Origin of the sequence: Shinella sp. HZN7 (assembly GCF_001652565.1) — a bacterium.
Classification (GTDB): domain Bacteria; phylum Pseudomonadota; class Alphaproteobacteria; order Rhizobiales; family Rhizobiaceae; genus Shinella; species Shinella granuli.
The window spans coordinates 18,713-33,647 of the sequence record NZ_CP015745.1 but is presented as its reverse complement, the minus strand read 5'-3'; the positions used below and the strand labels follow the sequence as shown (position 1 = coordinate 33,647).

12 protein-coding genes are annotated in these 14,935 nt (G+C 63.5%); 1 reads left to right on the top strand and 11 read right to left on the bottom strand.

Translation table 11 applies throughout. The annotated features are described in order from the left end of the window. Positions 1-189: 189 nt before the first annotated feature. From shn_RS33000 to shn_RS32980, 5 genes are all read right to left on the bottom strand, one after another. On the bottom strand, positions 190-777 hold the full coding sequence (locus shn_RS33000; RefSeq protein WP_064334671.1) for a hypothetical protein: 588 nt from the start codon (positions 775-777) through the stop codon (positions 190-192). A 421-nt stretch (positions 778-1,198) separates the two neighbouring features. Next, positions 1,199-1,498: a hypothetical protein gene (locus shn_RS32995; RefSeq protein WP_064334670.1), complete on the bottom strand. Its 300-nt coding sequence runs from the start codon at positions 1,496-1,498 to the stop codon at positions 1,199-1,201. Further along, positions 1,495-2,388, bottom strand: coding sequence for a hypothetical protein (locus tag shn_RS32990; protein ID WP_064334669.1), 894 nt, complete (start codon positions 2,386-2,388; stop codon positions 1,495-1,497). The genes shn_RS32995 and shn_RS32990 overlap by 4 nt, the downstream gene beginning before the upstream one ends. After that, a complete protein-coding gene (locus shn_RS32985; protein ID WP_064334668.1) occupies positions 2,385-2,861 on the bottom strand; it encodes a hypothetical protein in 477 nt (158 codons plus the stop codon). Before shn_RS32985 ends, shn_RS32990 begins: the two co-directional genes overlap by 4 nt. A 97-nt stretch (positions 2,862-2,958) precedes the next feature. After that, on the bottom strand, positions 2,959-4,713 hold the full coding sequence (locus shn_RS32980; RefSeq protein WP_064334667.1) for a ParB N-terminal domain-containing protein: 1,755 nt from the start codon (positions 4,711-4,713) through the stop codon (positions 2,959-2,961). 335 nt (positions 4,714-5,048) lie between these two features. Here shn_RS32980 and shn_RS36885 point away from each other — a divergent pair, with 335 nt between their 5' ends. Continuing rightward, positions 5,049-5,498, top strand: a complete 450-nt coding sequence (locus shn_RS36885; RefSeq protein ID WP_064334666.1) for a hypothetical protein — start codon at positions 5,049-5,051, stop codon at positions 5,496-5,498. 71 nt (positions 5,499-5,569) lie between these two features. Here shn_RS36885 and shn_RS32970 read toward each other — a convergent pair whose 3' ends face one another. The 6 genes from shn_RS32970 to shn_RS32945 all read right to left on the bottom strand — a co-directional run bounded on the left by shn_RS32970 (position 5,570) and on the right by shn_RS32945 (position 14,912). Beyond that, positions 5,570-10,678, bottom strand: a complete 5,109-nt coding sequence (locus tag shn_RS32970) for a DEAD/DEAH box helicase family protein (RefSeq protein WP_064334665.1) — start codon at positions 10,676-10,678, stop codon at positions 5,570-5,572. 112 nt (positions 10,679-10,790) lie between these two features. Continuing rightward, entirely contained in the window at positions 10,791-11,192 is a 402-nt protein-coding gene (locus tag shn_RS32965; RefSeq protein ID WP_064334664.1) for a DUF3085 domain-containing protein, read from the bottom strand. A gap of 13 nt (positions 11,193-11,205) precedes the next feature. Next, the gene (locus shn_RS32960; RefSeq protein ID WP_064334663.1) at positions 11,206-11,811 is read right to left on the bottom strand and encodes a DUF1419 domain-containing protein; all 606 of its coding nucleotides are present in this window, start codon (positions 11,809-11,811) and stop codon (positions 11,206-11,208) included. A 65-nt stretch (positions 11,812-11,876) separates the two neighbouring features. Next, the gene (locus tag shn_RS32955; RefSeq protein ID WP_064334662.1) at positions 11,877-12,905 is read right to left on the bottom strand and encodes a DUF3991 and toprim domain-containing protein; all 1,029 of its coding nucleotides are present in this window, start codon (positions 12,903-12,905) and stop codon (positions 11,877-11,879) included. A gap of 177 nt (positions 12,906-13,082) precedes the next feature. Beyond that, complete coding sequence (locus shn_RS36710; protein ID WP_162854294.1) at positions 13,083-13,259, bottom strand: hypothetical protein; 177 nt, start codon at positions 13,257-13,259, stop codon at positions 13,083-13,085. A 711-nt stretch (positions 13,260-13,970) separates the two neighbouring features. Then, positions 13,971-14,912, bottom strand: a complete 942-nt coding sequence (locus tag shn_RS32945) for an electron transfer flavoprotein subunit alpha/FixB family protein (RefSeq protein WP_064334660.1) — start codon at positions 14,910-14,912, stop codon at positions 13,971-13,973. Positions 14,913-14,935 lie beyond the last annotated feature (23 nt).

Below are 14,935 nucleotides of genomic sequence, written 5' to 3'. Positions count from 1 at the left end.
CACCTCACAAGCCGGGCTCCTGCAGGACCGCAGAAAGGGACGGGCCGCGATAGGCCGGTTCCTCATTTCCTTGCCTGTTTTTCCCCTGGGGCAGCGCGACATGCGGAAAGGCCGGCCCCTCTTGGGAGCCGGCCGATGGAAGCTGGAAAGATGAGGGTAGGGCGGCACGTGGGCGCCGCCCGGGCCGCTTTACCCGAGGGCGGCCATTTGCGCTTCGGCCGCCTTGCGGTCGAGATTGGCGCCGAGGTTTTCGACCGGGCGATCGAAGGGCTTCCAGGTCTCGCCGACGACCTGCTCGTAGGCCGCGACGGCGCCCTCGGCCGCCATCCTGAGCGCATGAGCCTGGATGCCCATGTCGGCCGCGAACTCGCGCTTGCGCTGGGCGGCGCTGTCGTAGCCAACGGGACCATCGAGATCCTCGTCGCGGGCATCGTTGGATGCCTTGGCCGTGGCGTCGCGGGCCTCGGTGACGGCGCGGCTATAAAACTGCCCGGCGCCATGCGCCGATCCGACATAGGCGCCGACGACACGCTGGAGATGGATCTGCATCGCCCGTTCGCCGAGACCTTCAGCCAGGCTGTCGGCGGTCTCATTGATCAGTCGCTCATGCAGGCCGCGGATGCCGTCGCTGTCGACCAGTGCAGTTCCGAAGCTTTCGGCGATCTTGAGCGCCTGGGCGCTGTCGGGGCAGGTGAGGCGGACCATTTCGAGGGTCGCACCCTTGCGGAGTTGCACGACGCGGGCGGAAGAGCGGTTGGGGGTCGCGGGCTTGGCCATATCGGTTTCCTTTTCGTTTCCTCCGAAGCGGTTCCGGCCCCGTGCCGGTCTGCCCTTCGGTGCGGTCAAAAGGGACCGGCGAGGGACGGGCGATTTCAGAGGTCCGGAGCGGCTGAGCGAGCGGAGCGGGCTTGCGACCAAGCGGGGGCACCCTGCGCGGGACGCGGGTTCGCTTTGCGCAGCGAGGCTGTTTCGGCCGCCCCGCGGCGCGACAGCGGCCTTGAAACGACCGGCCGCCGGTTCAGACCGCAACGAACACGAAGGGCAGGCGGGCACGGGGCTGAGATTCTCCCCGAGGCCGAATTTGGGAAACGATGGCCATCCTCGCAAAGCCCCTCATCGAACACGCGGGCGCACTCCGCCAATGCGCTACCGTCGACCGCCTCTCACGCGGCCTCTCGCCAAGCAGAATTGCCGAGTTTCAGCCGTAACATGGTGTGGCGCGGTCCTGACGCTCCAGCTTTCGGGTGAGCGCCTCGAGTTCGCTACGCCGCTCGAACGACAGGCGATCGACGTGATCTTGAAACAGCATCTCATCGGAACGGGTCCATCGTGAGCCGGAGCGCTTGTGCGTGCGGTTTCTGGCTTTCGCCTTTTCGGTCACAGCCAGGCGCTCAGCGCGTGTGGCAATCTGCCGATGGATGAGATCGAGGTGATGGCGCGTTTCGCGCCGCGCCACCTCCATGCGGGCAAGGAGCACCCACGGACTGATCGGGTTCATGTCCCGGTCCTCCGCCGCCGCCAGCCGATGAAGTCCGAAGGACCGTCATAGACGGCGTGACGCTCATCATCGATGACGAAGCCGAACGGCCCACGGGTTCCATATTCGGCGCTCGGAACAAGAAAGCGCCGCTCGTCGGCACGTTGGTCCCGCATGCCTCCGCGCGTGGCGACCACCTCCGTCATATCGGCATGGTGGCTCGAGTAGATCGCCGAGACGACGACCCAGTCGCCGGCATGCCTGCGCTCGAAGGCTTGCCGGTCCTTCATCCAGGATTGGCCGGACCCGAGTTCGCGCCCGTGGATCTCTTCCCATGCGCTCGGCCAGCTGTTGCGGAATGTCTCGTCCGCACATTTGCGCTCGTATGAGGTGAAGAGCTCCGGGAAGGTGAGGGCGACGATGGCCCATTCGGCATCCTCCTCGTACCAGGGCGAGCATTTTCGCAGCAACGGGGAGACGCGAAGATTCCGTTCGGCCGACAGATGAAACCCGCCATGGCCAGCCGTCATATGGGACACGATCCCCTCCGCGTAGACGGTCGCAAGCTGCGACGGTCCCCAGGGTGTACTGGCCGTCATGCGGGTCTGGATCCGCCTCAGGGCGGATAACTCGCGCTTGTGCTGGGCCGTCTCGAAGACCCGGGCGCAAAAAGCCGCCTCATCCTCGAGGCGGCCATCGTGACCGTAGAAATCTGCGCGCGTCAGCTCGGAAAGCGGACGGTTAAGCCGCCAGGCGCTCGCGAGGAAGCTCGCGCCATCGCGCGCCGGCACCATTGCCAGATGCGTATCGCCGATCCGGGCGACCGGAAATCCGTCGGCGCTGACGCCGAATTCTACGCCCAAATCCTCTAAAGCCAATATCGGCTCATGCTGAAGTTCTGAGGTCCTCATGCGGCGGCCCTACCTTCGACCTGAGCAGCAGCAACCTCGTCGGCGGTCACCTCTTCGAGCACGGCGTTGGGATAGCCGTGTACTTGCAGCCAGACCGCGGCCGCCTCGCGATTGTCCGCGAAATGGACAAGTTCCGCGTTCGAACCCGCGCGATCGAAGACGCGGATCGAACCGAGGGCGGGGCGCTCGAGCACCTTGAAGGTGAGATCGGAGTCGAGGCCGAAGGTTCGGTGAATGCGCATGACGATGGTGTTTTTCCCGCCGAAATCCGCCTCATGCAGTGTGAAATATCCCGGCGAGGTGTAGTTTCCGGATTGGCGCGGACCCTCCTTGCGGATCAGCCGGCCCTTGCTATTGCGCGTCTGCCAGGCCGCGAGCTTCTTCTTGAAGCGCTCGGGCGGGCGGGGTGTGCCGTCGGACCAGGCAACGATGGAGCCGATCGGGGCGAGGTCGTAAATCAGGGACGCAGACATTGGACATCTCCTCGAAATTCTGCGGTTCATGGAAACGAAACCGCCGCCGGTGAGGGCCGGCGGCGGGGGTCGATCGGAAAAGTTGGAAGAGCGGCGGCTATTCTGCCGCGATGCCGTAGGCGGTTTCGTCCTCGTCGGCGGCGCGGTCATCGGCCTCCGGATCAGCGACATCAAGATCGGGCGCCTCGTCGGCGAGGCTGCCATCGGCAAGCTCGCCTTCAAGACCATCTGCTGTTTCCCCAGGGGCGGCAGCGGCGTCATCCTCCACCGCCTCGCCTTCCTTGATCAGCTCGGCGAGATCCCTCGGATCGGGGGCGAACAGGGCCGCCGCATGGACGAAGTGCCCGTCCTTGAAGTGCTCGACCAGTGCGGCACGGGTCTCGCGGACCTTCGGGCGCGGGAGAACCGAGGTGCCTTTGCACGAGGCTTCAAGCGCCTGCCGCGACAGGCAAAGCAGGAAATCCTCCGTGCCCATGTTCGGGAGATATCCGTCCGCACCGATGGCATCGCCGGCTATGCGCGAGACGATACCGCTGTTCGACATGCCGCGGCGGCACGACAGCACATCGACCAGCATCGAGCGGGCGGCAATCCGCAAGGTGTCGCGGTCGAAGGCGAGCTTGCCGTCAGCGTCGAGCAACCGAGCCACATGGCGGGCGAACCGCTTCGCGCCGAAAACGTGGTCGTTCGCCCCGGAGTCGACCCGGACATTCATGCCGGCAAAGGCGAGGACAAGGAGGGCCGTCAGCGTGTCGTCCTCGATCGGTGCGCGGGCGAGCGCCTCGTGGAGTGCATCGGTCCTGAGGTCACCGATCATGTCGTGGCCCTTTTGCGTGACATCAGGACGCTGCTTCGGTGCGTCGATCACATCCTCGCCACCGGTGGCGCCACCTTCGACGACCGCTCCCTTGCCTCTGGTTTTCTTCTCCTCGGGCATCCGGTAGTGCACGGTCTGCACCTTGCCGTTCCGATCCAGATACATGGCGGTGTGGTCGCCCTTGCCGGGCTTGCCATAGACGCGGCTTGCCTTCTGCGGCAGCTTGGCCTCGCCCCATTGAGAAACCTCGGCGATAATTCCCTTCTTGGGCAGATTGTTCGTCATCCACTCCTGCTGGGCGCCGAGATAGGCTTCGACATTGGGGGTGTAGCGGCTGTCCTCGTCCGCGGGAGCGAACAGATCCTCGATCCATTCGATGCCGTAGGCTTCTCTGAGATCGTCACCGAAGCTCGCATCCTTGGCATACATGCGGGTCTTGCTCAGCGCGTTGGCAATCTGCCACCATGCGGCGGGCTGGCCTTTCTTCGGCTTCTGCGCCTTCCAGACCTCCTTCTGCTCATCGAGGTGTGCTGCCGCGATGGTGCGGAGCTGCTGCTCATTCGGCATGTCGCCGAACGCCATCTGGTCGAGCATCGCCGGTAGGACGTTGGCGAGCAGGCGCAGCTTGCGGATTTGCCGGACGGGCAGGGCGAGTGCCACCGCAATTGCTTCCTCGGTCCAGTCGAGTGCGACCAGGCGTTCGATGCCGCGCCACTGGTCGACCGGGTTCAGCGGTTCGCGCGCAATGTTCTCGACCATTGACCGCATGGCGCCATTGTCGTTTGCGGCTTCGACGACGAGCACCTCGATTTCCTCGAGGCCTGCGGCGATGGCCATGCGGGTGCGACGATGACCGGCTTCAATGACGTAGCCGTTCCCACCACCAACTTCGGGAAAAATGACGGGCGGCTGGATGATGCCGACGGCCTTGATGGTGGCGAGCAGCAGCGCATCGGCCTGCGGGGTGGATTTGGATTGCCGGGTATTGTCCGGATTGTCCTTCAACGAGCGCGGATCGACCTTCATGATATGCATGGGATTTTCCTCTTCCGGGATGCGGGGACGCGGCCTCTTGCCGGTCCTTCCTGTCTTCATTTTTTCCGAAGACATCTCCCGGACCGCAGGGACGAGCGGACCGGCGCAACTGCGGCCGAGCGTCCCTGCTGCGAAGGACAAGCGGGGTGCCTCGCGCCCTGCGCCGGACGAGTGGCCGGGATGCGGAGGCGGCGGTTGAGCGTAAGCGGCGACGGGACGACCGATCTGCGACCGGTTCTTCCCTTGTCCTTCTCCTCCCTTCTTCACTCACACTTTTGATAGTTCCCTGCGATCGGGCGGAGCCGTAGACAGGCCGCAGATCAGGGAGATTTACGATGCACGCTGCAAGAGTGATATTTGCCTTTCAGGTCGTTCCGGGAACGGACGAAATCCTGGGGTTCGCCGAGACCTTGGGGATCACCCGCCAGGAGGCGTCACAGCATTTCGAGGGGCTGAGGACCATGGAGGCGAATATCGATGCCGGAATTGCGATCTACAGGGTCGGCCTGAAGGAACCGAGCCCTTCCGACGTCGTAGCTCTCCTGAACACCCGAAGGATGCGACCGACCGGGGACGGTTTCATGCGCGCGGCGAAGCCGCGGGCTGACATGATCGTCATGAACGATGCCGACAGACGGAAACCAGGACAAAAAAAGGGCCACGAGAAACTCGGACCCTATAGGTATGAAGGCAATTTAAACCTCCAGAGGGGAACAGCTGCTGCGGCGCCACTGGGAGGAAAACCGCCATGTGCATCAGCTGTGTGCATTATGATCGCTTTTTGATCAGGTGGAAATGATTTTTTGTGCAATGCAGCTATGCAGAATGCTGCGCTGCATCCAAACAGCACTGCCGATCAAGCAGCTTCTGCCGGACCGTCAGCGCCCGCGACGGCCGCGGCAGCGAGCGCGTCGTCGACATCGCGGAGCTGTCTGCGCTTCTCGGCAAGTTCGTCGGCAAAAGCGAAAGCGCCGCCCTCACGCGAGCGATAGGAGGCAAGCCGCCGACGCGCTTCCTCCAAGCGGTGGCGATACCGTTCGCGCTCCTCGTCGAATCCGTCGAGCGCGTGCTCGAGGCGGGACACGGCGCCGAGCGGCGTCACCGTTACCGCAAGATCGATCTCGTAATCCGCGCCGGTGCGCTGGAGCGTGGTGAGGTAACGATAGCCATCACCCTTTCCGAAGCGCTCGCCCTCATAGACAAGATCGAAACCACCGATGCTCGCCAGATGAACGTCACCCTCCTGCTGCAGTTGGAGAAGAGTGAGGATTTCCTTCATCAGCGCGCGGCCGGCGTCCTTGCGCTCCTGGTAGGCTTTGCCGAGAACAGTCATCGCGAACGCGTCGCCGGTAGTCGGCACCAGCCGGTCTATATCCTGGCCGACCTCCGCGATGCGGCGGGTCGAGACCTCGATGTCGCGCTCCGCATCGCGCATTTGCCGGCGGACCGCATATTGGTCGTCGTCATGGGCGGCGCGCAGCCGTTCCAGCCTGGCGATATCGGCCTCCAGACCTGCCTTCTGCATCAGCCGTTCGTCACCGGAAGCGATAGCCTTGGCCATGGCGAACTGGTTGGCCTGCCCTTCACCGAGATCCTCAAGCCGGCGGATCGATGTATCACCGCTGAGCGCTGCCGCGATGAAGCGGGCCTTGCGCTCGTTGTTCTGCCACATGGAGGCGTCGAGTGACCCTTCCGTGGCATAGGCGAAGATATCGACTTCGTCATGCTGATTGCCCTGCCGGACAATGCGGCCCTCGCGCTGCTCGATGTGAGACGGCAGCCACGGCACATCGAGATGGTGCAGTGCTTTCAGGCGGAGTTGCGCATTGACGCCCGTTCCCATCGTCTCGGAACTGCCGATCAAGAAACGAACCCGGCCGGCGCGCACATCACCGAAGAGCCGCTGCTTGGCCTCGGTTTTCTTGAAGTCCTGCATGAAAGCGATTTCGCAAGCGGGAACACCGAGCCGCACGAGCTCGTCGCGGATCCAACGGTAAGCCGAAAAGCCGCGGGTCTTCTCGACGTTGATGGTGCCGAGGTCGGAAAAGATCATCTGCGCCGCACCCGGCAGCTCGTAAGCCTTGCCGTCCGGGCGAAGGTATGTGGCCGCGCTTGTCTCCTGCCAGATCCGGAAGGCGTTGCGGACGAGGAGGTTGAGCTTGTTGTCCTCCTCGTTGTCGTTGGCCGGCATGACGAGGCGGAGATCAATCGCTGCATGGCGGCCGTCGGTGATGACGGAGAGCAGGATATCGTCGCCGGGCTGTGCCGGTCCCTCGCGCATCTCGATCGCCTTGATGCGGGCATCGAGGATCTGCTGATAGGCCTTGAAGGCAGGCGTCGGTTTGGCGGTGAGGATCTGCCGCCGGCCAGTGGAGATATCAGGCACCCTGATGAATTCGCGAAGATCCTCCGGCATGACGACATCGGCGAAGGCGCGGAACATCGCGATCAGTTCCGGAACATTGACGAAGCTCGCGAACCGGCTGACCGGTTTGTATTTGCCGGAGGGCTGGATTTCGAGCTCGGTCGTCGTGTCGCCGAAGCACGATGCCCAGGCATCGAATTCGTGCAGACCGCGCTCGGCAAGCGCTTCGTGTCCGAGCAGGCGTTGGATCGAGAACATCTCGCCAAGCGTGTTGGTGATCGGCGTGCCGGAAGCGAGCACCAGCGCCCGGCCGGGATTCTTGGTTTCGATGAAGCGGGATTTGACGTAGAGGTCCCAGGCGCGCTGCGAGCCGTTCGGATCGATACCCTTCAACGTCGACATGTTGGTCGCGAATGAAAGCTTCCGGAACTCCTGCGCCTCGTCGACAATGATCTGGTCGACACCGATTTCCGAGATTGTGAGAAGATCGTCCTTGCGAGTCGCGAGGCCCTCCAGGCGTTCCTGCAGACCCTCTTTCAGTCGTTCGAGGCGCTTGCGCGAGACGCGATCCTCGCTGTCGACCTTGGTCAGCAGATCCTCATAGAGTTCGAGCTCGTCGTGGATCATCTGCTGTTCAAAGGCCGACGGCACAGCGATGAACCTGAACGCCGAGTGCGTGATGATGATCGCATCCCAGGTGGCGGTCGCCGCCCGGCTCAAGAATCGCGCCCGCTTGTCCTTGGTGAAGTTGGTCTCGTCCGCTACCAGGATGTGGGCATTGGGATAGAGCGCGAGAAACTCGCGCGCAGCCTGCGCCAGGCAATGGCCGGGGACGACCAGCATTGCCTTGGCGATCAGCCCGAGCCGGCGTTGCTCCATGATGGCGGCCGCCATGGTCATCGTCTTGCCGGCGCCTACGGCGTGCGCAAGATAGGTCGAGCCCGAGGAGATGATCCGCCAGATGCCGCGCTTCTGGTGTCCATAAAGAACAAAAGCGCCTGAGGCGCCCGGAAGTTTGAGATGAGAGCCGTCGAAGCATCGCGGCGCGAGGTTGTTGAACCGGTCGTTATAGACCCGCGCCAATCGGTCGGTTCGATCGGGATCGGTCCACACCCAGGCTTGGAAAGCCTGCTTGATCTTCTGCAGCTTGTCGCGCGCGGCTTCAGTGTCGACGACGTTCAGGACGCGCCGCTCGCCGCCGGCGTCCTTGAAGACGTCGAAGATCTGCGGAACGCGGCTGTTCAGTGCGTCGGCGAGCAGTTCCCCGGCATCGCGTCGGCTGGTGCCCCATTCGGATGTGCCGGCGGCGCTGTAGCCGAGCTGCCGTGCCTCGACGGTCCAGCTCCCGAGCTCCGGCATATGGTGGATCCTGATGTCGGCGCCCATCATCTCCTTGACGAAGGCCACGACATCGCTCGCCGGGATCCACGGCGCGCCGAGACGTGCGGTGATATCAGAAGGGCGAAGGTCGGCGGGTTGGACGGCCTGAAGCGCGCGAACGTTGCGCTCGTAAGCTGGATCCAGTCCTGCGGCCGCTTCGGCGACGGTGAGCTTGGTGCGGACTGGGCCGGCGAGATAGGCATCCGCTGTCTGCCACGAGCCGCCGGCAGGATCCCGGAAGATTGCATCGCCCAGTTCATCGACCACCACATCGACATGTCTGTGCAGCAGTTCGGCGATATGCTCGATATCGACGCGACCGCGTTCGTTGAGCACCACGGCCAGTGCGTCCGCGGCGCTGGTGATGACAGGCGGGGCAGGCGGCGAGATGACCCGTTGGGAAAAGATCGGACCGGGCTTGGCCGTATCGGTGTCGAGGTCATAGTCCTCGATCGAGGCGACCAGCCAGCAATCGGGGTCGTCAAGAAAGGGCTGCAGGTTCGGGCGGCGATGCGTCTCACGGACCTCGCCGGTTTCTTCATCCTCGCTGATCGAGACCGTGGTGTGGTTGATCGGACCGAAGTCGCGCACGAAGCTCGACCAGGCGATCCTCAGTCGCACTTGGAGGTCGCGCCATGGCCGATCCTGTTCCTGGGCCTTCAGAACATCGCGCACGGCATCGCGGACCGGGATCAGCTTCTTGATGATGCGGACGTGCTTTTCCGGCGTGCCGTCGCCGGTGCGGCCCTTGCGCACCTGGACTTCGACCGGCGCACCGCCGACCATCTGCATCAGACCACGTCTGATGTCGATGAAGAAGCTACCCTCCCGGACCTGTCGACTGTCGGGGCGAAGGTCGACGATCTCGCCGAGCTCGGTCTCGAGGTCGATGTCGATCTCGGTCGGCTCACCGTCATAGCGGCTTTCGGGAAGCAGGAGGATGACCTGCCGCAGAGCTGCCGCGAGGTCCTCGCCAACACGTGGTCGACAGGTGTAGGTCTCACCGAAGGGACCGGAAGTCAGGGCATGATCGCCAAGCACGAAATCAGGATGCCGCGCAAACCAGCGGTTCACCCGAATTGCGCCGTCGTCTTGCGTCGCCGGTCGCACCTCCTCAAGGTCGAGCCAGGAGAGGTCTCCCTCGGCCTCCCCGGTCTTGCGCTTGCGGAAGAAGAGCAGGTCGACCACGACATCCGTGCCGGCGTCGCGGCGGAAACTACCCTCCGGCAGGCGGATCGCGGCGATCAGGTCGGCGGTTTTGGCGATGTGCTCGCGTGCTGTCGCATCCGCCTTGTCCATCGTGCCGGCGCTGGTGACGAAAGTGGCGAGCGCGCCGGGTTTCAGGAGATCGATCGAACGGACGATGAAATAGTCGTGCAGCCGCAAGCCCAGCGAGCGATTGGCCCGGTCGGATCGGACGGTCCGGTCGGAGAAGGGCGGATTGCCGATGGCGAGATCGTAAATCGGCGCCAGATCGGCGCGCGCAAAGTCGCCGTTGATGATCCGCGCCTTCGGCTGCAGCAGGCGGACGATCCTGGCGGTGACAGGGTCAAGCTCGATACCGGTGAAGAAACTCCGATCGCGCAATGGTTCTGGCATCAGCGCGGGGAACAGGCCGGTACCGATGCCAGGCTCGAGCACGCGGCCGCCACGCCAGCCCAGGCGCTGCAAGCTCGCCCATATGGCGCGGATGATGAACTCCGGTGTGAAATGTGCATATTGGGTGCATCGGGCAAGGGACGCGTAGTCTGCGTCCGAAACAGCGCTTTCCAGCGAGCTTCCAAGCTCTTCCCAGCCATCGCGGAAGTCGGGCTCGCCCGGACGACGGAATATCGTGTTCGCAAGTTCAGAGGCGCCAAAGCCTGTAAAGCGGATCAACCGCTGCTGCTCTTCGCGAGATGCCGGCCGGTCCTGTTTCTCGATCGCACCGGCGACCAGGATCGCGGCGATGTTGATGCGCGCCCTGTCCTTCCACGTCGCCGCAAGATCGCGATCGGCATCATCGAGGTAGAAGTTGGACCGGCGGCCCTGTCGCCGGGGCGCCGGACGCTTTGCCGTCGCGACAGGCAAGGCCGGGGCAGAAGAGGGCGGTGTCGGTTCGGGGTCGTCGTCATTGGCCGCGACGGCATCGAAACCGCCAAAGGCTGTGACCCCGAGGCCAAGCCCGGATGACAGCGCGCTGCTGCCGAACATGTCGAGAGTGAAGGGATCGTTGCTCATGAAGTTCTCCTCGGGAAACGGCGAGCGTCATCACCCCGCGGGAAATCTTGCGGGATTGAGGAAGCTCAGGGTTCAGGGATTGGTGGCCTTAAGGGGCCGGTGGTCGCAGTGATCAGGACTTCGCGATGACCGTGAGCTGCATCGATTCCTGATGGAACACGATGCAAAGGTGCGTGGCCTTCGGAGCCGCCGCCATCATCGGTTCCAGTTGTTCCGCGTCGATGAAATCGACGCCATCGTCGCCGCCGAATGTCCGGCGTTTGACGTCGAACCAGTCGTCATTGGTGCTGGGGTCGCACTCCTCGGCATAGACGACCAAGGGCTTGGCACCATCGAGCAGCTGGCCATTGGACATCAGATAAACGCCGTGATCGCCGACGAGCCAGAGGCCCGGCTTCTGGTCCTTGCCAGGGCGCAGGCCGTAATAGGGATCACGAAAGCCACCATTGGCCTCCGCGTCGGTGCGACCGCGGGCAATCGCGTCGCGAACGGATGTGAGAGGAAAGGAAAGCATGGCACGGCCTCCTTCATGCGGCGATCGACGAGGGAAGGTGGCGCAGCTGTACCGGGAGCTTGGCTGCTATTTCGTCGTCGGTCAGATCATCGAGCAATTTCAGGGTGCTGCCTGTCTTGCTGCCATAAAGCATGATCGTACGCTTGCCGCGCGACTCCTCCGGCCAGCGATCGCCTGCATAGCCACGATAGTCATCGGCCGTGATGCTCCAGATATGCTCCAGGCGTTCTTCGCGTGTCATGGCGCGCACCGGCCGGCTCTCCCGCTCGATGATTTCGACCCGCATGCGTTCGACGGCCTGGCTGTCTGAAAGATCGCAATAGCCATGGAAATGCCGGATGACGCCGTCGATCCGCAGCGCGAAGAACACCGATGTCACCGATCCGGTCAGAAACTCGCGCATCGCGAACATCGATCCGCGGATCCAGAGCGGCGGCAGGATTTCGAACATGTAGTCATGCTCAATCTCGGCGATCTCGAACCATTCGCCGGCATAGAACGGGGCAGCGTCATCCTCCCAGCGGTTCGGACGCCGGGCGTGGCGATCGAACATCCGGAACATTTGCTGGCGTGAGGCGACGCCCTGGAAGACCTTGCGGATTGCGGAAGAGGGGTTCATCTGCGGCTCCTTCGGAGTGGTCCGGACCGAAGCGCGGCACTGTCCTTCCGACCTTGCCATCCTCTTCAGTCCTTCATGACATCTCCCGGGCCGCCGGCATCGCGACCGGCCGGGTCAAGGGCCGGCTCTGCCGGGCGAAGCTTCCCTTGACGCGGGCGGCGGGAATGCGGCACGCCGCCTTCTTTCCTCTCCCTCCCTTCTTTGTCCCTGATTTTCAGGGCCTCGTTCCAATCGTCCGCCGGCGGGCGAAGGCGAGACCAGTTGCAGCCGACGTCGTCAGCCAGCGCCCGTAACCGCTCGGCAAACATCTCGCCTTGCGGATTGGCGTCTGTCGCCGCAACCAGCAGAGCCTCGGGCCGCGATGCCATCTGCCGCAGCGCCGCCTCCGTCGACGGCGACCATCCGCCACCGGTACTGAGATAGAGCGTTCCATCCCGCAACCCCTCGATGGCGGCGAGGCTCATGGCGTCGATCGCAGCTTCCGTGACAGCCAGGCGCAACGCCGTGTCCTGCCCCAGGCGGAAGAGAACCTTCGTCCCTCCGGAGGCAAAACCGCGATACTCGGGACCCCGCGCCTCCCAACCGGTGACGGCTCCGGCGCTGTCGGTATGCGCTGCCCACATGCTGGCATATGGCCCCTCGCGCAGACGATCTTGCCGGATCGCGGCGCGAAGCAAGGATGCCGGCAGGAAACGCTCACCGTTAAGATAAGCCCAGGTCGATGAACCGGCCCACGGCCGGCGGCGCTCCTGCCAACGCTCGAATAACGAGAGGTCGGAGTCTTGCTCTATCTTTGGAGACCGCCATTCCGGCTCCGTGATTGCAAAACCGACGAGTGCGGCGACGCGTCCGGCGCCTTCGAGAAAGTCGACATTGTCGAGATGCTCGACAAGACCGAATACGTCGCCCTTCGCATCGCTGAGCGGATCGAACCATCCGCGTCCCTCATGGGTGACGATGACGATCTCGCTCCCCCGTCGAAACTTCACCGCCCGCCGCGTACTTTCCTTCATATCAATGGCGAAGCCCGCCTGCTCGAGAACGGCGGCACAACTCACCCGTTCGCGCAGCGTCTCTATTTCTTTTCTGTCCATGCCTCTTCTTCCTCGCATTTCCTTGCCCGTCTCTTCTCGGGCACGCTTCCACCAGCCGCGAAGAGCAAAGGCCGCAAGGGCGCGGCTGACAATTGTCGGATCATGCAATGCCCGCTCGGCCGCGGCGAAGCCTCCCTTGCGGCCTGCCGCGCGCAAGCGGCAATTAGGAACGGCGGCTCAATGAGCCGCCCATGGGAAAAATTCGTGTACGATCTCCAGATCGTCGTCGGCGTCGATTTCGTCGGACGGAAGGACGCCGTATTCGCCGTCGACCGTGAACAGAGTGACCGGGACCATCAGGTCGCGGGAAAGCTGGAAGGCGTGGGACTGGGCGAGAGAAAGATCGTGCGACATTTGAAGTGGCTCCATCGGGAGCGGGCCAATTCCCGCTCGATGGCTCCTCACAAGGCCCGGGGACGGGCGCGATCACCGCGAGGCGAAGCCGGAGCGGTCGCAGCTTGCTAGCGGACCCCCTGTGGGTTGATCGTGGAAGATCCGGCACCGGGCCAGGACGCCATCCAAAAGAGCGGGATTGGTTTGCTCCAGCTGGAACGCTCTGTCGGGTACGGCATTCGCATGTGAGCCAGATGCTTCCCGCGGCTCTCGGCAACAAGATCGCTTCCGTTTTCAAATCAAGTCTGGGCGTCGGGAGTGATTTGCTCGTTAATCGGGCTGAGGGAGGTTCGCCTTCTGGAGCGCCTCCGCGATCGATTTTGCCCCAAGCGTGCGCAAAGCACTTCGCAAGCAGCTTTCGATATCAACAACGCTCTTGCCTTCGAGGGATGCGATCTCGGCGACGGTTCTGCCCCGAGAAATCCAACGGATGCAGCTCTTTTCAAGCGGCGAAAGTATCCATTCCTTCATGACAAAAATCGCGGTTGGTTGCGTCGTGGTCGGCGGAGAGTGTGGCACCGAGTGCCCTCATGGAAACATCGGTGGGAGGCCGACGCCCCAAGAAAAAGGGCTGCCGCCGGGACCTGGTCGACGGCAGCCAGTTGCCTCCTTGTGTAATGTTATAACAAATCAGATAATGCGATTTATGGAACTTGCACCTGATGTGTAAAGTTAAAACCTTAACCAACGCGCCTTTTCCAGTTCCGGCAGGGCTTCGAAGAGGTCGGCGACCAGGCCGTAGTCGGCGACCTGGAAGATCGGTGCCTCCTCGTCCTTGTTGATCGCGACGATGACCTTGGAATCCTTTATGCCGGCGAGGTGCTGGATGGCGCCGGAAATACCGGCCGCGATGTAGAGCTGCGGGGCGACGACCTTGCCGGTCTGGCCGACCTGCCAGTCGTTCGGGGCGTAGCCTGCATCGACGGCAGCGCGCGATGCGCCGACGGCGGCGCCGAGCTTGTCGGCGACCGGCAGGATGACTTCCTTGAACTTCTCGGCGGACCCGAGCGCACGGCCGCCCGAGATGATGATCTTGGCCGAGGTCAGTTCCGGGCGGTCGGAGCTCGACAGCGCGTCGTTGACGAAGGACGAGACATCAGGATTGGCTGCGGCGCCGACGGTCTCGACGGCAGCCGAGCCACCTTCGCCGGCAGCGGCGAACGAGGCGGTGCGCACGGTGATGACCTTCTTCGCGTCGCTCGACTGCACCGTCTGGATGGCGTTGCCGGCATAGATCGGGCGCTTGAAGGTGTCGGCCGAGACGACCTCGGTAATCTCCGAGACCTGCATCACGTCGAGCAGGGCGGCCACGCGCGGCATGACGTTCTTGGCCGAGGAGGTGGCGGGCGCAATGATCGTGTCGTAGCCGCCGGCCAGGCCGACGATCAGAGCCGCGAGCGGCTCCGCGAGGTTGTTGGCAAGGCTCGCATCGTCGGCGAGCAGCACCTTGGATACGCCCGAAAGCTTGGCGGCGGCGTCGGCGGCAGCCTTGGCTCCGGAGCCGGCAACCAGCACGTGAACGTCGCCGCCAATCTTGGTGGCGGCCGTCAGCGCCTTGGCGGTCTGGTCGGACAGGGTTGCGTTGTCGTGTTCTGCCAGAAGAAGAATGGCCATATCTCTAGTCTCCTATCCCGGTC

Excerpts from the sequence above, each read along its gene's own strand:
- shn_RS32965 (WP_064334664.1), bottom strand. The coding sequence starts at position 11,192 with ATGCTTTCCTTTCCTCTCACATCCGTTCGCGACGCGATTGCCCGCGGT.
- shn_RS32955 (WP_064334662.1), bottom strand. The coding sequence starts at position 12,905 with ATGGACAGAAAAGAAATAGAGACGCTGCGCGAACGGGTGAGTTGTGCC.
- shn_RS33000 (WP_064334671.1), bottom strand. The coding sequence starts at position 777 with ATGGCCAAGCCCGCGACCCCCAACCGCTCTTCCGCCCGCGTCGTGCAA.
- shn_RS32960 (WP_064334663.1), bottom strand. The coding sequence starts at position 11,811 with ATGAACCCCTCTTCCGCAATCCGCAAGGTCTTCCAGGGCGTCGCCTCA.
- shn_RS32945 (WP_064334660.1), bottom strand. The coding sequence starts at position 14,912 with ATGGCCATTCTTCTTCTGGCAGAACACGACAACGCAACCCTGTCCGAC.
- shn_RS32985 (WP_064334668.1), bottom strand. The coding sequence starts at position 2,861 with ATGTCTGCGTCCCTGATTTACGACCTCGCCCCGATCGGCTCCATCGTT.
- shn_RS36710 (WP_162854294.1), bottom strand. The coding sequence starts at position 13,259 with ATGTCGCACGATCTTTCTCTCGCCCAGTCCCACGCCTTCCAGCTTTCC.
- shn_RS32980 (WP_064334667.1), bottom strand. The coding sequence starts at position 4,713 with ATGCATATCATGAAGGTCGATCCGCGCTCGTTGAAGGACAATCCGGAC.
- shn_RS32990 (WP_064334669.1), bottom strand. The coding sequence starts at position 2,388 with ATGAGGACCTCAGAACTTCAGCATGAGCCGATATTGGCTTTAGAGGAT.
- shn_RS32970 (WP_064334665.1), bottom strand. The coding sequence starts at position 10,678 with ATGAGCAACGATCCCTTCACTCTCGACATGTTCGGCAGCAGCGCGCTG.
- shn_RS36885 (WP_064334666.1), top strand. The coding sequence starts at position 5,049 with ATGCACGCTGCAAGAGTGATATTTGCCTTTCAGGTCGTTCCGGGAACG.
- shn_RS32995 (WP_064334670.1), bottom strand. The coding sequence starts at position 1,498 with ATGAACCCGATCAGTCCGTGGGTGCTCCTTGCCCGCATGGAGGTGGCG.